This is a genomic window from Iodobacter sp. BJB302, from assembly GCF_002735645.1.
Classification (GTDB): Bacteria; Pseudomonadota; Gammaproteobacteria; order Burkholderiales; family Chitinibacteraceae; genus Iodobacter.
In genome coordinates this window covers 1-25,881 of the sequence record NZ_PDZG01000065.1, presented here as the reverse complement: position 1 = coordinate 25,881, position 25,881 = coordinate 1, and the positions used below count along the sequence as shown (strand labels likewise).

The window sequence follows — 25,881 nt, the reverse complement described above, 5'->3', positions numbered from 1 at the left end:
GTTTTGATACCTGCTTCGCCAGTTAAATATTGCTGAACGACAGAGAGCTTGAATTGCGTTGAGTACTTGGACATAAAAACACCCCAAAAATATGGACGGGTGTCCAACTTTTGGGGTGCAGTTCATTTCGAGCTGGCTTTTTTTGGGAACAAAAATGCCCACACTTGAAACCCCTCGCCTGATCCTTAGCCCATTTAGCTTTGACGACGCACCAGCAGTACAAAGGCTTGCGGGTGACTTTGCTATTGCCGATACCACCGCCACCATTCCCCATCCCTACCCCGATGGTGCAGCCGAAAGCTGGATAGCATCCTCCGATAGCCTGTGGCTAGTTAAGCAAACACTAGCCCTCGCCATACGCAGCAAAGAAAACAGAGCCTTACTCGGTGCAATCAGCTTATTTGATATTTTGCCTGAGCACCGAGCCGAGCTAAGCTACTGGATAGGCAAACCCTTTTGGGGCAAGGGCTACGCCAGCGAGGCGGGCCACGCAATCCTGGCGTTTGGCTTTACAGAACTAAAACTAAAACGCATCCACGCCGAATACCTCGCCAGAAACCCTGCATCCGGGCGAGTAATGGAGAAAATCGGCATGAAACAGGAAGGTATTTTGCGACAGCACGCCATAAAATGGGGAAAACTGGAAGATGTTATTTGTAGTGGCGTTTTACGGAAAGAGTGGGCAGATAAAGCAAACAACAGAGATGGGTAAAGCAGCGCCCCCCCCCATCCTATGCACAGAAGTGTCTTAATCCCCCATTTTCTCGCCCAATTGTACGGCGCGATCTGCCGCCCAATCGGCATTAAGCTGGCAGGTGCCTTCGGGGAACAGCATCACTACGGTAGAGCCTAAGAGGAAGCGGCCCATTTCATCACCTTTTTTCAGCTGGATATCCTGGCCTGCATAATCCCATTTTCTGACTGTCTTGCTTCTTGGCGGGTTAACAATGCCGTGCCAGACCGTCGCCATACTACCAACGATGGTTGCGCCAACCAACACCAGGGCAAAGGGGCCGAAATCGGATTCAAACATGCAGACCACCCGCTCGTTGCGGGCAAATAAGCCATCTACGCCACGAGCGGTCACGGGGTTTACAGAGAACAGCTCGCCGGGCACATAAATCATTTGCGTCAGGCGCCCATCGCAAGGCATGTGGATGCGGTGGTAATCACGCGGGCTAAGGTAGATATTGGCAAAGCTGCCATTGATAAAGGGCTTGGCCAAGTGGCTGTCGCCGCCCAACAAGGCTGTCGCAGTGAATTCCTTGCCCTTGGCCTGGAAAATTTGCTCCACTTTAATCGGCCCCAGCTGGCTGATCTTGCCATCCACCGGGCTAACAAAACGCGCGGTATGAATGGGGCGCACACCGGGCTTTAAAGCACGGGTAAAAAACTCATTAAAGGTGGCAAATGCAGCAGGATCGGCATCAGCGGCTTCGCTCATATTGACTTTATATTTGCCAATAAACCAGCGAATTACCGCTTGAGTGAGCCCACCCGCTTTTAAATTTGCACCCGCCCCAGCCAAAGCAGTCAGCGCAAGTTTCGGTAGGACATGTTGCAATAGAACGAACAGACGCTCTGACACAGGCGTATCCCCAGCATAAATCAAAGCGCAGATTATACCTTGCCATCTACTCGCATGAACTTTTTGTAAGCACCCTATATTTGTCATCCCCGAATGCATTTATCGGGGATCCAGCAGCGCTACTGGATTCCCGCCTGCGCGAGAATGACAGGGGAGTAAGCGCAAAAGTATGACGTGGCATATATCGCATCACTGCTGAACTATCGACCCGCTACTGTGTCAGCTACAATTCAAACTTAATCGTTTTCAAGGCTGGATCTATGCAAGCTAAACGCCCGATCAATTTCCGCCGCCAGGGCATTTATTTGTTGCCCAATCTGTTCACCTTGGCTGCGCTGTTTGCTGGCTTTTATGCCATTGTGCAGGCGATGAATAAGAATTTTGATCAGGCGGCTGTCGCCATTTTTATTGCCATGGTGCTCGACGGCCTAGATGGCCGTGTGGCCCGCCTGACGCACACGCAATCTGAATTTGGTGCTCAGTTTGATTCGCTGTCCGATATGGTGAGCTTTGGCGTGGCCCCCGCGCTGGTGGCCTATGAATGGATGTTGCGCGATTTTGGCAAGCTGGGCTGGATCGCCGCGTTTATCTATTGTGCTGGCGCCGCAATGAGGCTGGCGCGCTTTAATGCCAATATTGAAGTCATCGACAAGCGCTGGTTCCAGGGCCTGCCGTCCCCTGCTGCTGCGGCCATGGTGGCGGGGCTGGTATGGATTAGCCATGAGTACGCAGAGGAGCTCACCCCCATCAGCGGAGCCCTACCCTATCTTGCTTTGATCTTCACCCTATTTGCTGGCCTGACCATGGTTTCTAATGTGCGCTTCTGGAGTTTTAAAGAGCTGCATATGCGTAAAACCGTGCCCTTCTTTGCGCTATTAATCACCACGCTGATTTTGTTGGTGATCGTCGCCAAGCCTCCTCTTATGCTGTTTTGCGTGTTTATTGGCTACGGCATTTCGGGTTATGTATATTGGCTTTATCGCTGGATTAAGCCACTAAAGCCTACAGATTCGACAGAAACCGAGGGATAAGCCCTCATTTTCTATATTTAGAAAGCACGTCATCAATCCTATCTACTGCAGCAAAACTCGCTTAAAAAAATCATTTCTGCAGGAGTAGCTTTTTTAGCCGCAAAAACTTCTAAAAGCGAGTTGCAGCTAAGCCTCCCCAGAGCCTACCTGAGTCACTCCTTCTGCCCCACCTCGTAGAAATCAAAGCATACCAAACCACCAAATTAGACATAAAGTCTAATTCAAGCCAAAAAACCACACACACCTCATTAAAGACAAATAAAACCACCAAAAAATTTGACACAATGTCACGCCAAAGCTAATCTTGAGTTCATAAACCTTGAGGAGATAGCCGTGGAATTAGACATTGAACGTCTAATCGCTGATTTTGGTGGACCTAGCGTATTAAGTGAGGCGCTCAATAATCTGTTTCCGGATGATGTCATCTCACGCGCTGCCATCTACAAATGGCGTGAACGCGGCAGCATTCCGCTCAGTGCCACCAATAAGCTGGCGCAACTGGCAGCTCATCAAGGTAAAAGCTTCAACATTCAGTATTACTTTTCAGCCACAGCACCCACACCTGAGAGAACTGGCATGAGCGATCGTTTGTATATTTTCGACACCACCTTGCGCGACGGTGAGCAATCACCCGGCGCTTCGATGACTAAAGAAGAGAAAATCCGCATCGCCCGCCAGCTGGAAAAACTCGGCGTAGATATTATTGAAGCAGGATTTGCCGCAGCCAGCCCTGGTGATGCTGATGCAATCAAGGCGATTTCCAGCATCATCGAGCACTCCACCGTCTGTTCTTTGGCACGCGCAAATGAAAAAGATGTGCGTGCCGCAGGTGAAGCCATCAAGCCAGCCAAGCATGGCCGTATCCATACATTTATTGCCACCAGCCCCATTCATATGGAGCACAAATTGCGCATGACACCTGATCAGGTGGTCGATGCAGCAGTAAAAGCCGTCAAAATCGCCTTGGAATACACTGACGATGTGGAGTTCTCTGCCGAAGATGCCGTGCGCTCGGATATGGATTTCCTGATCCGCATTTTTGATGCGGTGATTCAGGCCGGAGCCAAAACCATCAACGTGCCAGATACCGTGGGCTATAGCATTCCATCAGTATGGGCAGAACGCATGCGGGAACTGATTGCCCGCGTGCCGAATTCCAACAAAGTGATCTGGTCCACTCATTGCCATAACGATTTGGGCATGGCGGTGGCTAACTCTTTGGCAGCGGTGCAAGCCGGCGCACGCCAAGTGGAATGCACCATCAACGGCCTTGGCGAGCGCGCAGGTAATGCCAGCTTAGAAGAAGTGGTGATGGCAGTGCGTACCCGCAAGGATTTATTCAATCTGCAAACCCAGATTGATCCAATCCAAATTGTGCCGACTTCCAAGCTGGTTTCCACCATTACCGGCTACCCGGTTCAGCCAAATAAAGCCATTGTGGGCGCGAATGCCTTTGCTCACGAATCCGGCATCCACCAGGATGGCATGCTAAAAAACCGCGAAACCTATGAAATCATGAGCGCGGAATCGGTAGGCTGGAGCACCAACCGCCTGACTTTAGGCAAGTTGTCTGGCCGCAATGCCTTCAAAACCAAATTGCACGAATTGGGTATCGATTTATCCAGCGAAGAAGCACTCAACGCCGCCTTTGCTCGTTTTAAAGAATTGGCCGATCGTAAACGTGAGATTTTTGACGAAGACTTGCACGCACTGGTTTCGGACGAAATGATCGCCATTGAGCAAGAGCATTTTAAATTCACCTCGCTGAAAGTGATTTCTGAAACGGGCGAAATGCCCTCTGCACATATTGCCATGAGCGAAGATGGCCATGAGAAACACGGCGAATCAAGCGGCTCCGGCCCGGTAGATGCTGTATTTAAAGCCATTGAAAGCATGGCTAACAGCGGTGCAGAGCTGCAGCTTTACTCGGTAAACGCCATTACCCAGGGCACAGACAGCCAGGGCGAAGTAACGGTGCGTTTAGAAAAAGCCGGCCGTATCGTGAATGGTCAGGGTGCTGACACTGACATTATCGCAGCCAGCGCCAAAGCTTATATCTCGGCGCTGAATAAATTGCATAACAAAGAAACACGCATTAACGCGCAGGGACCAGTTTAGATATACGTATTTAAGACCGGGATACGGCGAGCCAATCAGCCCAGCCGTCGGGGACGCTTCACTCAAGCCATCCTCTATCTGCTACAACAGGGCTACAAGTCTTGTGACGGGCAGACACTCAAGCCAAATGGCCAGAAACCAGAGCTAAAGATAAGCCTCTGGTTTTTGGCCTTTTTGTATTTATGCCATAGCGTTTCCTAAAGACGGCCGCGTCAGCCATGCAAATGCGGCAAAACCTGTAAAGCACAGCGTCGCCAGCGCGACTTCTGCCCCAGCCAGAATTTGCGACAAGCCTTGATCCCCCCATGCACGCATCACGCCTTCTACAAACCAGATCAGGATATACATCGATCCCCATTGGTAGGTGTAACGGCGGCCTTTTAAAACGCCCATCAGCATCGGCAACAAAAGTACCGCCTTCAATGCCAGCCAGGAGCCGCCCTCTTTCATCGGTGCAAGCCACAGCTCCCAGGAGATACACAACACAATCAGCGCAACAAGGCTGGCCACAGACAACCAATGCGAAAAAGTAATCAATCGTTGATCTTTCATTCTGCAGCCACCAGTTTTAGTGCAATTTGTGCAAGCCGCTTACCCTGAGCAAGGCACAGCTGTTTCTCTGCTGCAGACAAGGGCTGATCAGATTCGCTGCCCGCCACATGGCTTGGGCCATAGGGCGTACCACCGCTGGTGGTGGTGCTTAGCGTCGTTTCAGAATAGGGCGTGCCCACAATCAACATGCCGTGGTGAAGCAGCGGTAGCATCATGGTGAGCAGGGTTGCTTCATTGCCGCCGTGCATTGAGCCAGAGCTGGTAAATACGCAGGCAGGCTTGCCAATTAACGATCCCTTCAGCCAATCGCCTACCGTGCCATCCCAAAAATACTTCATTGGCGCGGCCATATTACCAAAACGGGTAGGGCTACCCAGCGCAAGAGCGATACATTCTTGTAAATCGGCAAGCTCCGCATAGGGTGCGCCCGCATCCGGCACACTGGCTTCTACAGCCTCGCAAACCGTGGAAATACGCGGCACGGTGCGGATTCGGGCCGTTGCACCCTCTGATTCAATCCCCCGCGCGATCAGCTGCGCCATCTGACGGGTAGCACCATGTGTGCTGTAATAAAGTACAAGGATCTCTGGCATTGCAATTCCAAAATAGTGGGGCTGCGGTATTATAAAGCTCATCCTTCATTTAATCGCACAACCGTGACTCTTAGCCCTTTATTTAACCTTGGTGTTTTGCAACGGCTCTTCGGTTTTTCCCGCTTTGTGGGCCGCAGGCTGGTTGCCGATCGCTGCCTGCAAACAGCAGGCAGCCTGACTTACACCACGCTGCTGGCACTGATCCCCCTGCTGACGATTGCGCTCTCGCTTTTTTCTGCTTTCCCCATGTTTGGCGACTACAGCAGTAAATTTAAAATTTTCCTGCTGACCAATTTAGTACCGGATGCATCGGGCAAAGTCATCAGCGTGTATATGCGGCAGTTTTCAGACAATGCCGAGCGTCTGACCGCCATGGGGATGATTGGTCTTTTGGTAACAGCTTTGCTGCTGATTTTTACAATTGAAAAAACATTTAACGAAGTATGGGGAGTGAAGCGCCCCAGAAAACTACTGCAAAGAACCATTATTTACTGGGCAGCACTCACTCTTGGCCCCTTAATTATCGGCATTAGCATCTCGCTCACCTCATGGCTCTATGCCCAGACTGGTTTACACAGCGATGCCAGCCTGATGAACCTGATCCTGCTCAAGCTTGGCCCTATGCTCTTGATGCTGGGCTCGCTCACCCTGCTTTATCTGGCCGTGCCTAATTGCTATGTACCCCGCAGCCACGCCTTTATCTCCGCCCTTGTGGTGGCGGCAGCTTTGGAGCTGATGAAGCGTGGCTTTGGGCTGTATATCCAGCAATTTGGCACGTTTAAGCTGATTTACGGCGCATTCGCCAGCTTCCCCATCTTTTTGATGTGGCTCTACGTAAGCTGGGTGATTATTTTAGGCGGTGCAGTGCTCTCTGCCTGCCTTTCCTACTGGCATGCCTCTGCATGGCGTTGGGAAGGCAATCAGGGTACCCGATTAGAACAATCCATCCGCCTGCTGCTGGTTTTAGCCGAAGCACATAGCCGGGGCGAAATCCTGCATATCGATAAGCTGCGGCGTAAAACCGAGCTGGGCTTAGACACCAGCTACTCTCTGCTGGAAGAAATGGCGCTAAAAAACTGGGTGGAATCAACGCGGGACGGGGAATGGATTTTAGCAGTAGACCTGCAACGCATCACCTTGCGCGATGTGTTTGAAACCATGGTCACGCCCCTCTCTGCCAGGCTGGAAGCGGGCTTAAGCACGATCCATGAAGAGCTGAAGGGTGTATTAGAAATGTCGCTGGCTGAATATGCCGCAAAAAAAGCAGAAACAATATTGTCTTGATTCAAAATAACAAAGGGCAGGTTAATCCTGCCCTTTGTTATTTAAGCAGGACCACAGCCAGCATCCAGAGCCGCAATCACCGTCTCGCGGTTTAGTTCGCCAATATAAGATTCGCCAAGGCAGCGCATCAGTACAAACTTAATTTTGCCAGCATCAACCTTCTTATCCTGCGCCATTAAATCCAAATAGCGTTCATTACCCAACTGCGGGGCTTGCACCGGCAAGCCTGCTTTTTGGAGCAGAGATTCAATCCGGGCAATATCATCATCACTGATCTGATCCAGCTCACGCGATGCGAAAGCTGCCAGCATCATGCCAGCCGCAACCGCCTCACCGTGCAGCCAGACACCGTAGCCAAGCCCAGATTCAATGGCATGGCCAAAAGTGTGGCCCAGATTTAACAAGGCACGCTGGCCCTGCTCTTTTTCATCTCCGGCCACAATGCGTGCTTTATTCTGGCAGCAACGCTCCACCGCATAGGCAAGCGCTTCGGTTTCACGCGCCATCAGGCGTTCGATATTGGCTTCCAGCCATTCAAAGAAAGCCAGGTCATCAATCAAGCCATATTTGATCACCTCTGCCATACCTGCGGATAACTCACGCAGCGGCAGGGTATCCAGCGTCGCCAGATCAGCCAGAACCAGCTTAGGCTGATAAAACGCACCGATCATATTCTTACCCAGAGGATGATTAATCCCCGTTTTACCCCCGACCGATGAATCAACTTGCGCCAAAAGGGTTGTCGGGATCTGAATAAACGGCACACCGCGCTGATACACCGCAGCAGCAAAGCCGGTCATATCGCCAATCACTCCGCCGCCCAGTGCAATCAGCGTTGTTTTACGCTCGCAACGCTCAGTAAGCAGCTCATCAAAAATCAGGTTAAGCGTTTCAGATGTTTTATAGGCTTCACCATCAGGCAAAATAATGCTGTGGCATTGAATATCTGCGCTTTCTAAAGCATCCAGCAGCGATTCTAAATAGAGTGGCGCCACCGTTGCATTGCTCACAATCACCACACGGGGCTGGAGCAATAAGGGTTTAATGAGCTCAACCTGAGTCAATAAATCACGGGCGATATGAATATCGTAGGGGGCGTGGGCAAGGTCTAGTTTAACGGTCTGCATGGCGCTCCAGCTTGATAGGTTGGGCAAGTGATTTACCCGCACATGATTAAAAACTGCGCAGGCATTGTTCGCCAGTTAACGATCGGCGTGCAGCTCCAGCTCTTTCATCAAAAGCTGCAATAAAGAATGAACGGTCTGCCGGCTGGTATCAATCACCAGATCAGCGACTTCACAATAAAGGGGGTCACGAATTTCGTAGAATTCTTGCAAACGTTGTTTGGGATTTTCAGTTTGCAATAGCGGGCGGTTTTTATCGTGGCAGGTACGTAAATACAGCTCGTCCACGCTGGCACGCAAATAAATCACAAAGCCTTCGCGCCTCAGTATCGCGCGGTTGGCCGGGTTTAACACGGCCCCTCCGCCCGTTGCCAGGACGATGTTTTTTTGCGCGGAAAGCTCTTTGATCATGGCCACCTCACGGCGGCGAAACCCTGCCTCACCTTCTACTTCAAAGATGATAGGAATCTTCGCGCCGGTACGTGATTCGATCTCGTGATCCGTATCATAGAAAACCTTACCGCTGACTTTAGCAAGCGCTCGTCCAACGGTGGTTTTGCCGGCACCCATCATGCCGACCAGAAAAAAATTGCCTGGCAGTTTCATGCCAAGCATTGTATCGGAAAGCAGAGCGGGGCGCGATTTGCGCCCCGCTTATCTGACTAAAAAATTTACAAAATCAGCGTAATGACAGGTCTGACTGAATCACTTTTGGTGAAATGAAAATCAACAACTCACGGCGAATGTCTTTTTCTAAGGTATTTTTAAATAAATGCCCCAGATATGGAATATCGCCAAGCAAAGGCACTTTGGTTACATCCGAGCCAGCTTCTTGTGTGTAGATACCACCAATCACCACCGTACCACCATTTTCAACCAGAACTGTTGTATTAATCTGCTTGGTATTAATCGATGGAATACCCAAAGTCACCGTGCCACGGCTGTCTTTAGTCACGTTCAGCTTCATGATGACATTGCCATCAGGCGTAATTTGCGGCGTAACCTTTAATGACAGCGTCGCTTTCTTGAAAGAAATCGTTGTTGCACCATTTTGCGAGCTTTCCTGGTAAGGAATCTCTTCCCCGCTTTCAATAGAAGCTTCTACCTGGTCAGCCGTTACAAGGCGCGGGCTGGAGATAATCTTACCTTTATTGTCCGCAGCCAGAGCACTGATTTCCAGGCCCAGCAACCAATTCGCATTTGCAGCAATCAGGGCAAATGTACCAGGAGCACCAACACCAGAACCAATCGCAGGCAAATTCACATTATTGCCCATCGTCAGAACATTATTAACAGGTGTGGTGGCTGTGCCGGTAGTTGTACTTGGAATAACACCAATCCCTTTACCAGCATTATCTAAATTATTTCCCAGACCCAAATCGGTATTGCCCAAGTGGCCTTTAGAACCCCAGCCCAGCTTCACACCTAACTCACGGCTAAAGCCATCATTCGCTTCAACAATACGGGCTTCGATTTGCACCTGGCGCACAGCCACATCGATTTTGCCGATGACCGAACGAACCTGCTCTAATTTGCTGGAAATATCCTGCACAAACAAGGTGTTAGTACGGGCATCAATCACAATACTGCCGCGTTTAGACAGCATCTGCTGCTTATCATCGGTCAGCATTTTCTTTAAGTCTTCTGCCTTTTGATAACGCAACTGAAATGCTTCAGTGCGGGTAGGCTCTAACTCATCAATTTGCTTTCTGGATTCCAGCTCTTGCTTTTCCTTGCTGGCCAGCTCTTCACGCGGAGCCACCCAAAGCACGCTGCCATTCTTACGCTGATCAAGACCCTTAGCCTGCAAAATCATATCCAGCGCCTGATCCCATGGCACATCTTTAAGGCGCAGCGTTAAATTGCCTGTTACCGTATCGCTGGTAATGATATTCAGGCCGGTGAATTCAGCAATCACTTGTAATACAGTGCGAATTTCAACATTCTGGAAATTCAGCGACAGCTTTTCACCCTTAAATGCAGGCTTGATACCAGCTTGCTTATTGCGCTCGTCATTCACTTCACGCACTTCAATAATAAAGCGGTTTTCAGTCTGATAAGCCGAGTATTCCCAGTTGCCCTTAGGCTCAATCACCATTTTGGTGGTTTCGCCCTGAGTGTAGGAATCAACCTTTTGAATGGGCGTACCAAAGTCGGTGACATCCATACGGCGTTCCAGCTTTTTAGGCAAGGCCGCTTTATTGAAATCCACCAGAAGCATTTTGCCCTGCTGGCGGATATCAATACCCACATTCGGGCTGGAAAGATCGATCACCACCTTGCCTTCGCCATCTTTACCACGGCGAAAGTCGATGTTCTCAATACTATCCCGCTTGTTTTTACTCGCAACTTCCGGGGCTTTGCTCTCAGCAAAGTGAGTGGTACGCGCCTGAGCGGTTACCGCACTGCTTGTGCCATCCACCGTAATATAAAAATCATTGCCTTCGGCTCTTGTCTGATAAGCCGCCTGCTTTTGCATATTCAGCACAACACGAGTACGGCCAGAGCCTTCGGCAAGGCTGATTAACCTGAGTGCAGCACCATTAACCTGCACCGAGCTTTTACCGGCCTGATTGCTGGTATCTGCAAAATCAAAAGCCACGCGGGGTGGTGTATTCACAGAAAAACTGGTGGGCACAGGTGCAGGCCCGGCAAAACTTAAACGAATAATTTGTTTATCCGCCGAAACATTGCTGATATCGATCGCAGTAATGCTACTTGCAGCCAGGGCAGCAAAACTCGCCAAGCTTAAAATAGCTGACGTGATGACATTGAGTATTTTCATTTTTTTTGCTCCGCTTCATCAAGGGATAAACTGGTAGTGCGCTCCACCCAATCACCCCCGCTGTCCTCAACAATTTCTTTTAATTGAATTTCGGTATCCTTCACCGCAGTGACCATGCCGAAATTCTGACCCATATAGCTACCAACTTTTACCCGATACAAATTACCATCAGGTGCATGAATTAAACCGTTAATGGTTTTACCCTGAGTTAAAGTCCCCACCATGCGTAATTTCTCTAAATCGTAGTTTTCCAAAATTTCTTTGGCACGATTCGTATTCGGAGCAAGACCACCACCCGTACCTTTTTTAGCTAATTCCATTTTAGCGGCACGAAATGGATCGCTTAAATCAAAGGCTTTATATTCAAACGAAACATAGGGCTTGGCCTCGGGCAAAGCTTCCACCTTGCCACGCAAGCCTTCGCTGCTTTCTTTCATCCAGCTTTTCAGATCACTGTTTTCCTCTCCAAAACATGCAGTTAAGGATGCCGTAGCGATCGTCATCAGCAGAATAGACTTAATTGATCCAGGACGGATTTTCATTTCTGTTTCTTCTTAGCGTCGAGAGCGGCCTGATGCATAGCTTGCAATTCTGCCTCATCAAGCGAGCGGTACGTTTTAGCAATCGCCTGCATGGAAATCACTTCAGGGTCTTTGGTCGATACAAGCTGCAGATTACTCAAAGTAACAATGCGGGAAAGCTGAGCCACATCGCTGACAAAAGCCGCCAAATCGTGGTAATTACCCGATATGCGAATATCAATCGGTAACTCAGCAAATTCAGAGGTTTTTACTTCAGTGCCCGGTTTAAATAATTCAAAAAACAAACCCCGGCCAACCCCTGCCTGATTGATTTCTGTTAACAGGGATTCCATTTCAGATTTATTCGGCAATTGCCTGAGCAATGCACCAAAAGACTGCTGAATCTCCTGCAACTGCTGGCGATAAGCATCTAAGTTAATCGCCTTGCTTTTCTTATCAATAAAATCTTTCTTTAATTGCTCTTCCTTCGCCCGTCCTGTTTCGAGCTCCTCCATCTGGCTGCCCCAAACATAAAAGTAGCCTCCCGAAATGAGCACAACAAAGACCAAAATAATCAAACCGATTTGTGCTGCCATCGGCCAGTTGCCAACATCTTTAGGATCTAAATTCCGTAGTTCGTCGAGTGTCATTCTAGCCACCCTGCTGTTTACGTTTGCCAGGAGCGGAGGCATTTACCGCTTCTTCTGTTGTACGGGTCACTTTAACGGTAAGCATAAATTCTGATAGTTTTTGATTCCCAACCTGAGCGGCTTTTACTTCGATAAGTACCGGCTGCTCAAAGATGTCTGAATCGTTTAAATTACGCATTAAAGTAGAAACGCGTGCATTAGATTGCGCATAACCTATCAGCGTGACCTGATCATTAACAGCCTTCACTTCTTTCAGATAAATACCTTCCGGCGTTTGCCGGACAAGCTGATCCATCGCCAGAACGGTTTCTGAACGGCCGGATTGCAAGCGCTCTACAATCTTTTTGCGATCTAATAAAGACTGCTTTTCGGCTTTTAATTTCTCAATTTCAGAAATTTCACGATCCAGCTTTGTGTTTTCATCCGTCAGGAATTGATTGCGCTGATTTTGTGTTTCGATACGCGCAGAATAAAAGAGATAGCCCGTGACAATAACGGCCACGGCAGCTAGGCACGCCATACCCAGCAGAACAAAATAGCGATTCTGGCGTGCAACACGTTTTTGCTCACGGTGAGGAAGCAGATTAATCCGAATCATGAAGGGTCAAACCTCCGCATTGCCAGTCCGCAGGCAATCAATAGCGAAGGTGCATCAAGCTGCACCTGCTTACCACGTACTTTACCGGTTGCCATTCCCTGGAAAGGATTGGCCCGCATTGCGCTACTCACATTGGTGCGGCTCGAAACCGCATCGTCCAAGCCATAGATCGCACTGCAACCACCCGCCAGCAAAATATGATCAACCGAGTTGTAATTGCTGGATGTATAGAAGAACTGCAATGAGCGCGAGATTTCCAGAGCCAGCGTATCAATAAAAGGCTGCAACACCTCTGGCTCGTAGTTTTCCGGCAAACCGCCGTGCTTTTTAGCCTGCTCAGCCTCATCGCTGGACATATTAAACTTGCGCTGAATTTCTTGCGTAAGCTGGTTGCCCGCATAAGCCTGATCACGGCTGTAAATAGACTGGCCATCTTTAAAAATATTCATATGCATGGCTGTTGCACCAATATCCACCACGGCCACAATCTGGTTTTCACCATTATTGGGCAGCTGAGGCTGCATCAGCTCAAACGCGGCCTGTGTTGCATAGGATTCAACATCCAGCACCACGGCGCGTAAGCCTGCAGCTTCAATCACCGCAACACGCTCATCCACCTTTTCTTTCTTGGCAGCCGCGATCAGAACTTCCTCTTCGTCAGGGGCGACCGGAGACACGCCCAACACTTGGAAATCCAGATTCACTTCATCAAGAGAAAAAGGAATGTACTGATTGGCTTCGGTTTCAACCTGCATCTCGAGCTCGCGCTCGGTCAGCCCGGATGGCACCAGAATTTTTTTAGTAATCACCGCTGCCGCAGGCAGGGCAACCGATACATTCTTGATTTTAGAGCCCATTTGCCGCCATGCCCGCCGCACAGCCTCCACCACCACATCCATATTGGCGATATTACCGTCGGTTACGGCATCTTTTGGCAAGAGCTCAATCACATAGCGATCAAGGCTGTAGGTTGTTCCTGATAGGCTCAGCTCGACCATTTTTACGGACGAAGAGCTAATATCAACCCCAATCAGCGCAGGTGCTTTGGGCTTGAGGAAATCGAGATTCAACTCATTTTCCTTTTTTAAATAAAACACTTAAAAACAACTGTTACGAATCTGCTTTAGATCGTAGCAGTGCGACTTATCCCTGTAAAGAAAGAACAGTGAAGCTTATTCTTATACAAGCGTATTACTAACATTAGTGCTTTTTCAATTATTTGATGCCAGAAAATAAATGCCAAACATACATGCTCAGAATCGCGTAAATTAGCATCACTTCCAATCTTCTACCCTTAGCGATGAGCAAACGCCTTCTACTTATTTTTTGCGGCATTTTAATTAGCCTGATGATCCTTGTTGCTGGCCTTGGCGCTTTTGCGCTGGTGATTACCTATCCCCGCCTGCCTTCCTTAGAAGCACTCACAGACTACCGCCCTAAAATTCCACTTCGTATTTACACCAGCGACAATGTGCTCATTGGTGAATTTGGCGAAGAGCGCCGGGCTTTTACGTCTATAGAGCAAGTCCCTCTGCTCATGAAGCAAGCCATTTTAGCGGCTGAAGATGAGCGCTTTTATGAGCATGGCGGGATTGATTATCTGGGCGTTTTAAGGGCAATGATCGGCAATATCACATCAGGTCAATCAAAATCGGGTGCGAGTACCATCACAATGCAGGTCGCCCGCAACTTCTATTTGTCTAACGAAAAAACGTTTACCCGAAAATTTAACGAAGCCCTCCTTTCATTTAAGATTGAACACAATCTATCGAAAGATCAAATTCTTGAACTGTACTTTAATCAAATTTACTTGGGTCAGCGCGCTTATGGCTTTGCCTCTGCAGCACAGACTTATTACGGCAAAGAGCTAAAACAGCTTAGCCCGGCTGAAATGGCCATGCTGGCTGGCTTACCTAAAGCCCCTTCCGCTTACAATCCAGTTGTAAACCCTAAACGTGCGCAGCTCAGACAACAATACGTTTTACGCCGTATGCACGAATTAAAGTTCATTAACGACAGCGATTATGCAACCGCTCAAAACGCGCCATTAGTCCTGAAACGCACGCAACAGGAATACGCCGTCCATGCCGAATATCTGGCCGAGATGGTGCGGCAAATGATGGTTGAGCGCTATAAGGAATCTACTTACACCGAAGGTTTTAAAGTTTACACAACCCTCCGGAGTGACAGTCAGGAAACTGCGTATCAATCTTTACGGCAAGGCTTGGTTGACTACGACGTTCGCCACGGCTACCGCGGCCCAGAAGGGTTTGTTGCCCCTGAAGTACTTCTTCCGGGCAAAGAAGAGCTACTGGACGAAGCACTTGCGGAGCAAAAAGACTCGGGAGATTTACAACCTGCCATCGTATTAAGTGCCAGCCTTCAGTCAGTAAAAGTTTATAAAAAAGGCGGTGAGCAAGTTGAAATTAATGCAGAGGGCTTACGTTTTGCACGCGCCATGCTGTCAGAAAAAATCGCGCCGGCAACCCGAATCCGCCCGGGTGCAATTGTTCGGATTAAACAAACAGAAAAAGGCTGGAGCCTGACTCAGCTTCCTCAGGTTGAAGGTGCATTTGTTGCATTAGATCCACAAAATGGTGCAATCAGAGCGCTGGCTGGCGGCTTTGATTTTAACCGCAGCAGCTTTAACCATGTGACGCAGGCATGGCGCCAGCCCGGCTCCAGCTTCAAACCATTTATTTATTCTGCAGCCCTGGAGCGCGGTGTTACACCTGCCACACAAATTAACGACGCGCCACTGGTGATTGATCCTGCTCAGGTAGGAGGACAAAGCTGGGAGCCTAAAAATAGTGACGGTAAGTTTGAAGGCATGATGAGTGTGCGTACCGCTTTAACCCACTCCAGAAACTTAGTGACTATTCGCGTGCTGCAGGCAATTGGCGTGGATTATGCCCAGGCCCATATCAGCCGTTTTGGCTTTAACCCTAAGCAGCACCCTGCTTATCTCACGATGGCACTGGGTGCAGGCAGCGTTACTCCACTGCAAATGGCTGAAGCCTATGCGGTTTTTGCCAACACAGGCTACCGCGTACGCTCATATTTTGTAGACCGGATTGAAGACAGCCGTGGCCGTGTCCTTGCAAAAACCCAGCCTGAAGTTGCAGGAGAAAACGCACAGCGCACACTGGACGCCAGAAACGCCTTTGTCATGAACAGCCTGCTGCATGATGTGGCCACACAGGGTACGGGAGCCAAAACCAATATCCTGGGCAGAAGTGACTTAGCAGGTAAAACCGGTACAACCAATGATGCCAATGATGCTTGGTTTGCAGGCTATCAGCCCGGCCTTGTGGCGATCTCATGGGTAGGCTTCGATCAGCCCCGCTCCTTGGGCGCAAGGGAATACGGCGGAGTAGCAGCCCTGCCCATCTGGATTAACTACATGAATAAGGCGCTTAAAGGCGTAGACAATGTGAGCTATCCGGTGCCTGAAGGGGTTACGCCACAAACCATTCAGACAGAGCGTGGCTCATATACTGAATATTTCTTCAGCGAATATCTGCAAACCAATCCAGAATTAGGATTAGGAGGCGGAGCGGGCAGCGCTCAACCACTGGATGAGATCAAGGAATTACTCTTTTAGGGGCACCTAAACTATGAGCAAGCCGCACGTTCTCGACCGTCAGTCTTCTGTCTTGCGCGCCCGGATAGCCGAACGTGCGGCGCGCTTAATTGCTGAAGATCTTTTGCATGATTTTGCACTTGCCAAAAAAAAGGCCGCCAGACAATTAGGGATTAGCGAAGGGCGCATGATGCCCTCGAATCAGGAAATAGAAACCGCCCTGGCCAATTACAGGGCGGTTTACCACCCGGAACACAGCAACCACCTCAATAATCTGAGGCATAAAGCACTTAAAGTGATGCGGATTCTGGCGCATTTCCGACCCTGCCTCACGGGATCGGTTTTATCCGGCGTTGCTGGCGCAAACTCCGACATAAATCTGATTATCTTTTTAGATGATCCTAAATCTGCTGAGATTTTCTTACTCAACCAGCAAATTGATTACGATATTTTGCCGCCAGCCAACGGCCGCCAGCTTGCAGATTACCCTTCATTCTCTTTTTGGTTTGACGATAGTCCAATCAGCTTACATGTACGCCCCCGCGCTGCAGAGCGGCAAAAAGAAGAACGAATGCGGCTGGAGGAACTGGAAGCCTTGCTGTCTATCGCAAACTAAAGCGTTCAGGCCTTGTCATTTCTGACCTGAACAATAGTCAATCCATAGAATGACTTACACTATATTCATTAAAGCGCATGGTAAAGCAAGCTAGGATTAAGTCCCTGCCAATGATATAAAGTAGCTTATCTTTTCTTTTACTGATTAACACAATGCAACAACCTCCCACGCTGGAGCCCGTTTTTGTATCAGATACGGGGCCCTATCTCGTCAGCGCCAGCATAGAAATAAAGTATTTGCTAAAGCAATTACTGGATAACGGTGAAATTATTTGCCTTTACCCTGCAGGTAAACGTGAGCCATTTGCAATCAGCACCCTGCTCAGCATTACTGACAATGAATTATTGTTTGATGCCAGTAACGATATTGTCACCAATGCCGCACTGATTAAAGAAGGCCGGATGCTGCTGGTGGGCGTTGTAAATAAAGTGAAAGTGCAATTTGAGCTGCCCGATGCCGTTCTCGTCGCCTATGAAGGGCGCACAGCGATTCGCAGCAGTGGCCCGATACAAACACTGCGTATGCAAAGGCGTGACTTTTATCGACTGGATATCCCCATGTCGCAAAAAGTGGCCTGTGTTATCCCATTTGACGGGGGGCATACTGAGCTGTCAGTCACAGATATCAGCCTTGGCGGCCTAAGCCTGCTTGGGGTATCCCCTGATTTGCCCATGCAGGTGGGTGACACTTTGCATAATTGCCGGGTACAGCTGCTTGATATCGGCGTCATTGAAGTCGATATGCAAGTTTGCATTGTGATTGATGTAACACTGCGAAATGGCATTAAAACACAGCGGGTAGGCTGCCGTTTTTTTGACTTATCCGGAAAAATGCAAACGCTTATTCAGCGTTTTATTAACAAAATTGAACGCCAGCGAATTTCACGCGAATGATCAATTCCCCGCTCTTCTTTAGCCAGAAACTAAGACAAACCGAAAGCGCTGCAGCCGGTTTATCGCTGATGCACAGAGCGGGTGAGGCCAGCACCAGCTGGATATTAAAACACTATCCCGCAGCACAAATTATTTATGTGCTGGCAGGGCCGGGCAATAATGGTGGCGATGCTTTAATCACCGCCAGCCTGCTTCAGCAAGCAGGCAAAACCATTTTGCTAAGGCTGACCAGCCCTTGCCTGACTGCAGATGCCAAAGATGCTTTTGCCAAATGGCAGGCATCTGGCGGCCAAACCATTACCAGCACGCCGGATCAAGCCGATCTTGCCATTGACGGGCTGTTTGGGCTTGGGCTGAATCGCGCACCATCTGAAGCAGATGGCCAGATCATGGCCGGGCTGCAAGCACTGGGCTGCCCGATTATTGCATTAGACATCCCAAGTGGCCTGATGGCAGATAGCGGGGCAGCGCCCGGAGCCGTCATTCACGCCACTCACACCCTAAGCTTTATCAGCCACAAGCCCGGCCTGTTTACTGCCAGAGGCTGCGATGTGTGCGGTGAAATCAGCCAGCACGATTTGCAAATCCCAGCTCATCTCTATCCCGAAGCCGACGGGTATTTACAAAACCATGCCCCGGCCAGCGTGGGCCAGCTATTACGCAACCCAGACAGCCACAAAGGCAGCTACGGCACCGTCGGCGTAATGGGCGGAGCCAGCGGCATGTTAGGTGCAGCACTGCTTGCCGGGCGGGCCGCTTTACATATGGGCGCAGGCCGCGTGGTACTGGGGCTGCTGGATAAAACCCTGAGCGCAGACCCTGTGCAGCCCGAGCTGATGCTGTACACTGCTGAAGAAGCCCTGCAGCACCCTGCCCTCAGCTTTATTCTTACCGGCCCCGGGCTTGGCAATAGCGCCACTGCTCTTGCAATACTCCAGCAAAGCATTGCCAGCCCACTGCCGCTGCTGCTTGATGCTGATGCACTTAATTTACTCGCCAGCTCAGCAGAGCTGACTGCCGCCATGCAAGAGCGCAGCTCCCCCAGCATAATCACACCACACCCTGCCGAAGCAGCAAGACTGCTGCACATCAGCACTCAGGCAGTGCAAGCCAATAGAATCGAATCCGCCCTCACCCTCGCCCGGCGCTATAAAGCCACCGTGCTGCTCAAAGGAGCGGGCTCGGTATGCAGCGACGGGCAAAGCTGGAGCATCAACGCCAGCGGCAATGCAGCCCTAGCCAGCGCAGGGCAAGGCGACGTGCTCTCAGGCATTATCGCCGCACTTGCCGCACAAGGGCTTAAACCGCTGGATGCAGTGCAAAGCGGCAGCTGGCTGCACGGCCGCGCAGCAGACGACTGGAGCAGAATACATCCTAATGGAATTGGTTTAACGGCGAGTGAAACGATAGTCTTTGCCAGAGCGGCGCTGAATCAGGTTTTGGGGGCGAGTTAGATCTTCGATGTGGTGTTGTAAAACCCAAATTTTGAAACACAGAGTTTCACGGAGAAATACAGGGTTTAAAAAGTTATTATTTGAATTTGATTTTATTTCAGCAAACAACGAAAAATCGTAATGGTCAAGATCTTGGCTCGGGGCTTTTTAAAGTCCCCTTAAAGCACGCCGAAGCGAGGAATAAGCGGATCGGGGTTTCGGAAAAGTGGTAGCGAGGCAGCGAGCGAGCAGCCTTTTTCGCCGAACCGATTATCCGCAGTGAGGGGCCTTCGTGCTAGTCGGGGTCGCCTTCTTTGCTTACTTTCTTGGCGAAGCAAGAAAGTAAGTCCCCCGCGGGGGACTCCCGCACCTAAATCAACGTGCCGAAGGCACTAAAAAATATTGATTTGACTGTCCCACCAAGCCCCCCCTACCAAGCAAACAGCATCGCACCGTTTTGCTTCAGCCAAAGCCGATGCGTTTTCCAATCAGGGCAGGCGCTGGCGACGATGGCCCAGAAACGTGCTGAATGATTGAGTTCTGCCAAATGCGCCAGCTCGTGGATCACCACATAATCGATCACTTGTGGCGGAGCCTGCATTAAGCGCCAGTTCAGGCGAATATCCCCCAAGGCGGTGCAACTTCCCCAGCGGCTTTTAGCCGAGCTTAAGAACAGCTGCCGCGGCTGAAGGCCCATTACCCCGCTCCAGTACGCAAGCCTTTGTAAGAAATAAGGCTTGGCGCTGCGCTGATAAAAGCGTGTGATTGTGACAGGCAAGGGGCTTTGTTCTGATACATACAGCACATCCTCTTCCAGCCGGGTACGGCCAGCACAGTGCTGCACAAATTTAGCCTGGCCCTGCCACAGTACGCTGCTGCCAACCGCCAGTGCAGCAGGAGCCACTATCGGCGTAGCCAGCCTGGCCAGTATCCACTTTAATTTGCTCTCGATGGCCCGCTCAGCCTCTTTTAATGGCGCGCGGGCAGGCAGAATCACGGTTAAACCATTGGCTGTGATTTTTAAACCAATCGAGCGCCTGCGGCTGCTGCGCTCCAGCTGATAAGGCAGCTCACGATCAGCCAGACGCAGCGAATGCGCGGTCATTTTTTAGGAGAGTAACAAGGGCCAACGCCGCCAAAACGCTGGATTTCATTTTCGATCCAAGTTTCAACTTCTTGCGTCAGCTCTAGCGGGCTGCGGCCAGCAGGCTCTATCGGCTTGCCAATCACCATGGTGATTTCACCCGGCCATTTCAGGAATGAATTTTTAGGCCAGAATTCGCCCGAATTAAGCGCCACCGGCACAATCGGTACTTCCAAATCAACAGCCAAACGCGCGCCGCCCTGCTTATACGGCTTGTAGCCCCCCGATGGAACACGGGTGCCTTCCGGGAAAATCACAATCCAGAAGCCTTTAGCCAGGCGATCTTTACCCTGATCAATCAACTGCTTTTGCGCCTCGGCACGGTTCGATCTGTCGATCGCAATCGGCGATAAAGTCGCTAAGCCCCAGCCAAAAATCGGCAACTTCAGCAGTTCTTTTTTCAATACCCAAACTTGCGGCGGAAACACATGCTGCAAAGCCAGCGTTTCCCAAGCGGATTGATGCTTGCACATCACCACGGCAGGGTCTGCGGGCAGGTTTTCAATGCCTTCTACGCGATAGGTCAGGCCGCAGGTGAATTTCAGCCACTTGAGCATTGTCCACGACCAGCCACGAATAATCCGGTAACGCAGCACAGGAGGCAGCGGCAGAATCAAAATCGCAATCACACAGAAAATGGGAGTTACTACAGGAACAGCAAGCCAATACAGAATGGAGCGCAACCAAATCATTTAATCTTCACCCTCTGGTGCCAGTAGTTAGTCCTGATGAATAAGGCGGGCATAAATCGCGTTTTTTCGCCTGGCTGCGTTGTTCGTGATTGCATAGCTCGCTATGCGGCTTCCTCACGTCTTGCCAGACGAAAAACCCATTTATTTCTACCCCACCAATCCAGCAGGGCTAACTACAAGTAAATGCGCGGCAAATGCCGCCAAATCGTCAAATACCTGCGTGCCCTCGGGCATCAGGCCTTTCTGTTCAGTTTTAATACCATTACCGGTGCGAACCAGTACAGGCTTACCGCCTACAGCCGCAATGGCTTGTAAATCACGCTGCGAATCGCCCACCATCGTCAATTGCGAGCAAGGCACGTGAAAACGGCTGGAAATATCTAAAATCATACCTGGATTAGGCTTACGGCAAACGCAGCCTGCATCGGGGCCATGCGGACAGAAAAACACCGCATCCACATGCCCGCCCTGCCCGGCAATGGCGCGGTGCATCTTGGCATGAATACGGTTGAGCGCGTCCACCGCAATCATTTTTCGGCCAATAGCGCTTTGATTCGTTGCCACCACAATCGTCCACCCCGAGCGGGATAACTCGCCGATGGCTTCTAAACTGCCTGCAATCGGCAGCCATTCTTCCGGCGTTTTGATGTAATCCGGGCTGTCTTCATTGATTACGCCGTCGCGGTCGAGAATCAATAACTTCATACGCGACTCCGTTTTAAACCTGTTTCAAAAAAGCTCAAAGAGCCGCAGACACAGAGGACAACACCGGGTACACAGAAAATACCTAAGCTCTGTATGCCAGCTTTACCCATCCTGGTTCTTAGTGTCTGCAGATCTTTTGAGCGTTTTTTGCGTTTACTCAGCCAATAAAGACAACTCAGCCACGCGGTTCATCAGGCTGGCCAGCGCGGCGAGCAGCGCCTGGCGATTGCCACGCACGGCTAAATCGTCGGCCATGACCATCACCGAATCAAAGAAAGCATCCACCGGCTCTTTTAAAGCACTCAGTGCTTTCAGTGCGCCAGTGAAATCCTGGCTAGCCAGAGCACTGCTCACCACTGGCTGCAGCTTTAATAACTCAGCATGCAGGGCAATTTCAGCCGTATCGCTCAGCAGGGCTGCATTCAGCTCTGGCAAATCGCCTTCGACTTTTTTCAGAATATTGCGAATACGCTTATTTGCTGCGGCCAATGCCGTGGCTTCTGGCAGCGCTTTAAATGCCGCAACAGCCTGCAGGCGAATCACCATCTCGTTCAGCAGCGTTGGGTTCAGTGCCAAAACAGCATCGATATCTGCGGCCGGGTAATCTGCAGCCAGATAGTTTTTCAGACGATCTTGCATAAAGCCATACACGCCCTCAACAGTACCATCTGCAACCACCCCTTCAGGGAAAGCATCGCTGGTAATACTGAGTAATTCTTTCAGATCCAGCGGTAAATCCAGCACCATACGCAATACGCCAAGCGCGGCGCGGCGTAAGGCAAACGGATCTTTATCGCCTGTTGGGATCAGGCCAATGCCGTAAATACCAACAATGGACTCCAGCTTATCCGCCAGCGAAACAGCCTGAGCTACAGCACCTGCCGGCAAGGTGTCACCTGCAAAACGCGGGTGGTAATGACCTTCAATGGCATTAGCAACCGCTTCGTTTTCGCCATCGATGCGGGCGTAATACATGCCCATCACGCCTTGCAGCTCAGGGAATTCTCCCACCATATCGGCGATCAAATCGGCCTTGGCTAAGTATGCAGCGCGTTTGCAATCGGCCACATCGGCGTTCAGCTTCACCGCAATGGCACCGGCAATTTTTTGCAGGCGCTCTACGCGCTCAAGCTGGCTGCCGATCTTGTTGTGATAAACCACATTGGCCAGCTGCGGCACTCGGGATTCAAGCTTCTTCTTTTTATCCTGCTCAAAGAAGAACTCTGCGTCAGACAAGCGAGCACGCAATACGCGCTCGTTACCATGAATAATATGGCTTGGATCGGCAGTTTCCAGATTAGAAACCACTAAGAATTTAGGCAGCAATTTGCCATTCTGATCCAGCAGCGGGAAGTATTTCTGATGCTGCTGCATCGATAAAATCAGGCACTCTTGCGGCACTTGCAGGAATTTTTCGTCGAAGTTTCCGGTGTAAATCACTGGCCATTCAACCAGCGCAGTGACTTCATCCAGCAAACCATCCGATGGCGCAATCTGAGCATTCAGCTCAAGGCAGGCATTATTGAGCTGATCAGCAATCAGCGCACGGCGTGCATCAAAGCTTGCCTCTACAAAGCCATCATCAAACAGGCGGGCTGCGTATTCATCGGCGTTTGCCAGCTCAATCTCACCACTGGATAAGAAACGATGGCCCAGCGTGCTGCGGCCCGCTTCCAGATGCAAGACCTGAGCAGGCACGATATCGCTGCCATGCAGTGCAACCAGGCCATGCACAGGGCGAATAAACTGGCCATCCCGATCGCCCCAGCGCATCATTTTTGGCGCAGGCAGTTTTTTAAGCGTGGCGGCAATAATGCCTGACAACACTTTAGTCAGCGCTTCACCTGTTTTTACCGATGAAAAAATATACACATCCTGCTTGCCATCCGAGCCTTGCGAAAGCTGCGAGACATCCACACCACAGCTGCGCGCAAAACCCGTAAGGGCTGGCGTTGGCACGCCATCTTTCAAACCAGAAGCAACCGCAGGACCACGGCGCTCGATGGCCTGATCCGGCTGCACAGCCAGTACATCAGCGATCGATACGGCAAGGCGGCGCGGGCTGGCAAACGATTCAACTTCAGCGTCTTTAGCCACAAAGCCCAGCTTGGCTAATTCATCAAAAATACCGCTCGCAAACACTGCGCCTAATTTTGGCAGTGCTTTGGGTGGCAATTCTTCGGTAAAAATTTCAATCAGCAGTGTTTGAGATATAGGATTGGACATGGGGATTAATTCTCTTCTAATTTAGCTTTAGCTTCTTTCTCGGCCATGATTTTACAAACTTGGCGAACAAAATCACCGCCAAAGCTATTGGCTGGCGGCTCATCGAATTCCCACTGAAAGCCCGGAATATCGTAGCGGGCCACCTGCTCGTTTTCCGCATCGCGCAAATCGCTTAATACACCCGCCATTTTTTTAGACGGGCAATCAATGGCATGGCGCGAATACTTCAGGCGATATTTCTTTTTGGTCGTTTCATCAACCTGATCCTGATTAAACTTCTGCTGCAACCAGACATAGGTGTATTTGGTTGGCGCGTAATCATCGTCATGGGTAATCGATTTCACATCGACCAGCATTTCATAATCCGCCATCGTGCCGTAACTGCGCCAGTCGCCTTCTTTTGGAACTTCAAGCGGGCCGTAAACCTCATCTTCAAATTTTCCACAGCCAGCCAGGAGAGTAATCAACAACAGATAGCGGATCATCATGCCCCCTAAGCCGGTGTAACTTGGCACATAGGGAAGCCCAATGCTTCGCGCGAATCGTAATAAGCCCGAGCCACAAGGCGTGAAAGCGTACGCACACGCCCGATATACGCAGCGCGTTCAGTTACCGAAATCGCACCACGGGCATCCAGCAGATTAAACACATGCGAGCACTTCATAACCATTTCGTAGCCAGGCAGCGCCAGATTGGCTTCCATCAGGCGTGCGGCTTCGCTTTCAAATTTATTAAATAAATCGAGCAGCAAGGGCACATTGGCGTGTTCAAAATTGTAAGTCGATTGCTCTACTTCATTTTGATGATAGATATCGCCGTAAGTAACCTTCTGGCCGTTCGGATAAACAGTCCATACCAGGTCGTAAACGTTTTCCACGCCTTGCAAATACATGGCCAAACGTTCAACACCGTAAGTGATCTCACCCAATACCGGCTTGCAATCAATACCGCCAACCTGTTGGAAATAGGTGAACTGGGTAACTTCCATCCCGTTCAGCCACACTTCCCAGCCCAGGCCCCATGCGCCCAAGCTCGGGCTTTCCCAATCGTCTTCTACAAAGCGGATATCGTGCACGCTGGTATCAATACCCAGCTCGCGCAGGCTGCCCAGATACAGATCCTGGATATTGTCTGGCGACGGCTTTAAAGCCACCTGAAACTGATAATAGTGTTGCAAACGGTTTGGATTTTCACCATAACGGCCGTCTTTAGGGCGGCGTGAAGGCTGCACATAGGCCGCATTCCAAGGCTCTGGGCCCAGGGAGCGCAGAAAAGTAGCGGTATGAAATGTACCGGCACCTACTTCAATATCGTACGGCTGCAACAGTGCGCAGCCATTACGGCCCCAATAGTTTTGCAGCGTGAGCAGAATTTCTTGGAAAGTCAGCATATTCCCATTCTCAGTTCTTTATTCTTAAACGCCCTGATTCTACTTGCTTTTAGCCTGTCCCGGGAGAAAGGGATTGAGCAAATCAGGCATGATTAATCACCCTGCCAAGCAGCACTCACAGTCTGAGCGCCTGCTCTGCCTGCCTTTACAGCGGTGATTGACTCCTTATTTTAGATGAGGAACAAATTGATTTGCATCTGATCATCACTTTAAAGCACATTTCAATTGACCTGATTATGTCTCTTGCTCAATCTCCTTGCTCAAACCACTTAAAAGGCCTAAGGTGAACGAACGTTCTTTTGTGGAGTGGTCGTCATGGCAATCAACCCAATCCAGATGCAAAAGGGGCTGTCGC

Annotated in this window: 23 protein-coding genes and 1 pseudogene; 8 read left to right on the top strand and 16 right to left on the bottom strand. The window is 50.2% G+C overall.

The annotated features are described in order from the left end of the window. Positions 1 to 154 precede the first annotated feature (154 nt). Positions 155 to 712: a GNAT family N-acetyltransferase gene (locus tag CSQ88_RS17660; RefSeq protein WP_218963139.1), complete on the top strand. Its 558-nt coding sequence runs from the start codon at positions 155 to 157 to the stop codon at positions 710 to 712. A 36-nt stretch (positions 713 to 748) separates the two neighbouring features. Here CSQ88_RS17660 and asd read toward each other — a convergent pair whose 3' ends face one another. Next, the gene (asd, locus tag CSQ88_RS17655) at positions 749 to 1,588 is read right to left on the bottom strand and encodes an archaetidylserine decarboxylase (protein ID WP_099399407.1); all 840 of its coding nucleotides are present in this window, start codon (positions 1,586 to 1,588) and stop codon (positions 749 to 751) included. Positions 1,589 to 1,848: 260 nt separating this feature from the next. On the opposite strand from asd, the gene pssA reads away from it, so the two are divergent. Continuing rightward, positions 1,849 to 2,619: a CDP-diacylglycerol--serine O-phosphatidyltransferase gene (gene pssA / locus CSQ88_RS17650; RefSeq protein WP_099399403.1), complete on the top strand. Its 771-nt coding sequence runs from the start codon at positions 1,849 to 1,851 to the stop codon at positions 2,617 to 2,619. A gap of 333 nt (positions 2,620 to 2,952) precedes the next feature. Further along, entirely contained in the window at positions 2,953 to 4,737 is a 1,785-nt protein-coding gene (locus CSQ88_RS17645; protein ID WP_099399402.1) for a 2-isopropylmalate synthase, read from the top strand. Positions 4,738 to 4,917: 180 nt separating this feature from the next. Here CSQ88_RS17645 and CSQ88_RS17640 read toward each other — a convergent pair whose 3' ends face one another. Together CSQ88_RS17640 and wrbA are read right to left on the bottom strand one after the other, a co-directional pair. Continuing rightward, entirely contained in the window at positions 4,918 to 5,289 is a 372-nt protein-coding gene (locus CSQ88_RS17640) for a DUF2069 domain-containing protein (RefSeq protein WP_099399401.1), read from the bottom strand. Beyond that, on the bottom strand, positions 5,286 to 5,882 hold the full coding sequence (gene wrbA / locus CSQ88_RS17635) for an NAD(P)H:quinone oxidoreductase (protein ID WP_099399400.1): 597 nt from the start codon (positions 5,880 to 5,882) through the stop codon (positions 5,286 to 5,288). The genes CSQ88_RS17640 and wrbA overlap by 4 nt, the downstream gene beginning before the upstream one ends. A 63-nt stretch (positions 5,883 to 5,945) precedes the next feature. Here wrbA and CSQ88_RS17630 point away from each other — a divergent pair, with 63 nt between their 5' ends. After that, positions 5,946 to 7,166, top strand: a complete 1,221-nt coding sequence (locus CSQ88_RS17630; RefSeq protein WP_180273712.1) for a YihY family inner membrane protein — start codon at positions 5,946 to 5,948, stop codon at positions 7,164 to 7,166. Positions 7,167 to 7,207: 41 nt separating this feature from the next. On the opposite strand, the gene aroB is transcribed toward CSQ88_RS17630, so the two are convergent. From aroB to CSQ88_RS17595, 7 genes and pseudogenes are all read right to left on the bottom strand, one after another. Continuing rightward, complete coding sequence (gene aroB, locus CSQ88_RS17625) at positions 7,208 to 8,293, bottom strand: 3-dehydroquinate synthase (protein ID WP_099399398.1); 1,086 nt, start codon at positions 8,291 to 8,293, stop codon at positions 7,208 to 7,210. 75 nt (positions 8,294 to 8,368) lie between these two features. Then, on the bottom strand, positions 8,369 to 8,905 hold the full coding sequence (locus tag CSQ88_RS17620; protein ID WP_099399397.1) for a shikimate kinase: 537 nt from the start codon (positions 8,903 to 8,905) through the stop codon (positions 8,369 to 8,371). 64 nt (positions 8,906 to 8,969) lie between these two features. Further along, complete coding sequence (pilQ, locus tag CSQ88_RS17615; protein ID WP_099399396.1) at positions 8,970 to 11,075, bottom strand: type IV pilus secretin PilQ; 2,106 nt, start codon at positions 11,073 to 11,075, stop codon at positions 8,970 to 8,972. Further along, positions 11,072 to 11,617, bottom strand: a complete 546-nt coding sequence (locus CSQ88_RS17610; protein WP_240929078.1) for a pilus assembly protein PilP — start codon at positions 11,615 to 11,617, stop codon at positions 11,072 to 11,074. The genes pilQ and CSQ88_RS17610 overlap by 4 nt, the downstream gene beginning before the upstream one ends. Continuing rightward, a complete protein-coding gene (locus CSQ88_RS17605) occupies positions 11,614 to 12,246 on the bottom strand; it encodes a type 4a pilus biogenesis protein PilO (RefSeq protein WP_099399395.1) in 633 nt (210 codons plus the stop codon). Before CSQ88_RS17605 ends, CSQ88_RS17610 begins: the two co-directional genes overlap by 4 nt. Position 12,247: 1 nt before the next feature. Continuing rightward, positions 12,248 to 12,844, bottom strand: coding sequence for a PilN domain-containing protein (locus CSQ88_RS17600; RefSeq protein WP_099399394.1), 597 nt, complete (start codon positions 12,842 to 12,844; stop codon positions 12,248 to 12,250). Positions 12,845 to 12,912: 68 nt separating this feature from the next. Next, a pseudogene (locus CSQ88_RS17595) lies at positions 12,913 to 13,842 on the bottom strand (pilus assembly protein PilM); the annotation flags it as partial. A 302-nt stretch (positions 13,843 to 14,144) separates the two neighbouring features. On the opposite strand from CSQ88_RS17595, the gene CSQ88_RS17590 reads away from it, so the two are divergent. The 4 genes from CSQ88_RS17590 (at position 14,145) to CSQ88_RS17575 (ending at position 19,390) form a co-directional block, all read left to right on the top strand. Beyond that, positions 14,145 to 16,448, top strand: coding sequence for a penicillin-binding protein 1A (locus CSQ88_RS17590; protein ID WP_099399393.1), 2,304 nt, complete (start codon positions 14,145 to 14,147; stop codon positions 16,446 to 16,448). Between the two features lie 13 nt (positions 16,449 to 16,461). Beyond that, positions 16,462 to 17,043 carry a nucleotidyltransferase gene (locus tag CSQ88_RS17585; RefSeq protein ID WP_099399392.1) on the top strand — a complete coding sequence of 194 codons (582 nt, stop codon included), beginning with the start codon at positions 16,462 to 16,464 and terminating at the stop codon, positions 17,041 to 17,043. 152 nt (positions 17,044 to 17,195) lie between these two features. Next, on the top strand, positions 17,196 to 17,936 hold the full coding sequence (locus CSQ88_RS17580) for a flagellar brake protein (protein WP_099399391.1): 741 nt from the start codon (positions 17,196 to 17,198) through the stop codon (positions 17,934 to 17,936). Then, positions 17,933 to 19,390: an NAD(P)H-hydrate dehydratase gene (locus CSQ88_RS17575; protein ID WP_099399390.1), complete on the top strand. Its 1,458-nt coding sequence runs from the start codon at positions 17,933 to 17,935 to the stop codon at positions 19,388 to 19,390. Before CSQ88_RS17580 ends, CSQ88_RS17575 begins: the two co-directional genes overlap by 4 nt. Before the next feature lie 409 nt (positions 19,391 to 19,799). Here the strand turns inward: CSQ88_RS17575 and CSQ88_RS17570 are convergent, their stop codons facing one another. The 6 genes from CSQ88_RS17570 to glyQ all read right to left on the bottom strand — a co-directional run bounded on the left by CSQ88_RS17570 (position 19,800) and on the right by glyQ (position 25,526). Continuing rightward, positions 19,800 to 20,474, bottom strand: coding sequence for a M48 family metallopeptidase (locus CSQ88_RS17570; protein ID WP_099399389.1), 675 nt, complete (start codon positions 20,472 to 20,474; stop codon positions 19,800 to 19,802). Further along, entirely contained in the window at positions 20,471 to 21,205 is a 735-nt protein-coding gene (locus tag CSQ88_RS17565; RefSeq protein WP_099399388.1) for a 1-acyl-sn-glycerol-3-phosphate acyltransferase, read from the bottom strand. Before CSQ88_RS17565 ends, CSQ88_RS17570 begins: the two co-directional genes overlap by 4 nt. Before the next feature lie 147 nt (positions 21,206 to 21,352). Continuing rightward, positions 21,353 to 21,910 carry a D-glycero-beta-D-manno-heptose 1,7-bisphosphate 7-phosphatase gene (gmhB, locus tag CSQ88_RS17560; RefSeq protein ID WP_099399387.1) on the bottom strand — a complete coding sequence of 186 codons (558 nt, stop codon included), beginning with the start codon at positions 21,908 to 21,910 and terminating at the stop codon, positions 21,353 to 21,355. 153 nt (positions 21,911 to 22,063) lie between these two features. Next, positions 22,064 to 24,136 (bottom strand): glycine--tRNA ligase subunit beta, encoded by a 2,073-nt coding sequence (gene glyS / locus CSQ88_RS17555; protein WP_180273711.1) that lies wholly within the window; start codon positions 24,134 to 24,136, stop codon positions 22,064 to 22,066. Positions 24,137 to 24,141: 5 nt separating this feature from the next. After that, positions 24,142 to 24,624 (bottom strand): surface-adhesin E family protein, encoded by a 483-nt coding sequence (locus CSQ88_RS17550; protein ID WP_143449508.1) that lies wholly within the window; start codon positions 24,622 to 24,624, stop codon positions 24,142 to 24,144. A 5-nt stretch (positions 24,625 to 24,629) separates the two neighbouring features. Beyond that, positions 24,630 to 25,526, bottom strand: coding sequence for a glycine--tRNA ligase subunit alpha (gene glyQ, locus CSQ88_RS17545; RefSeq protein WP_099399385.1), 897 nt, complete (start codon positions 25,524 to 25,526; stop codon positions 24,630 to 24,632). Positions 25,527 to 25,881: the final 355 nt, after the last annotated feature.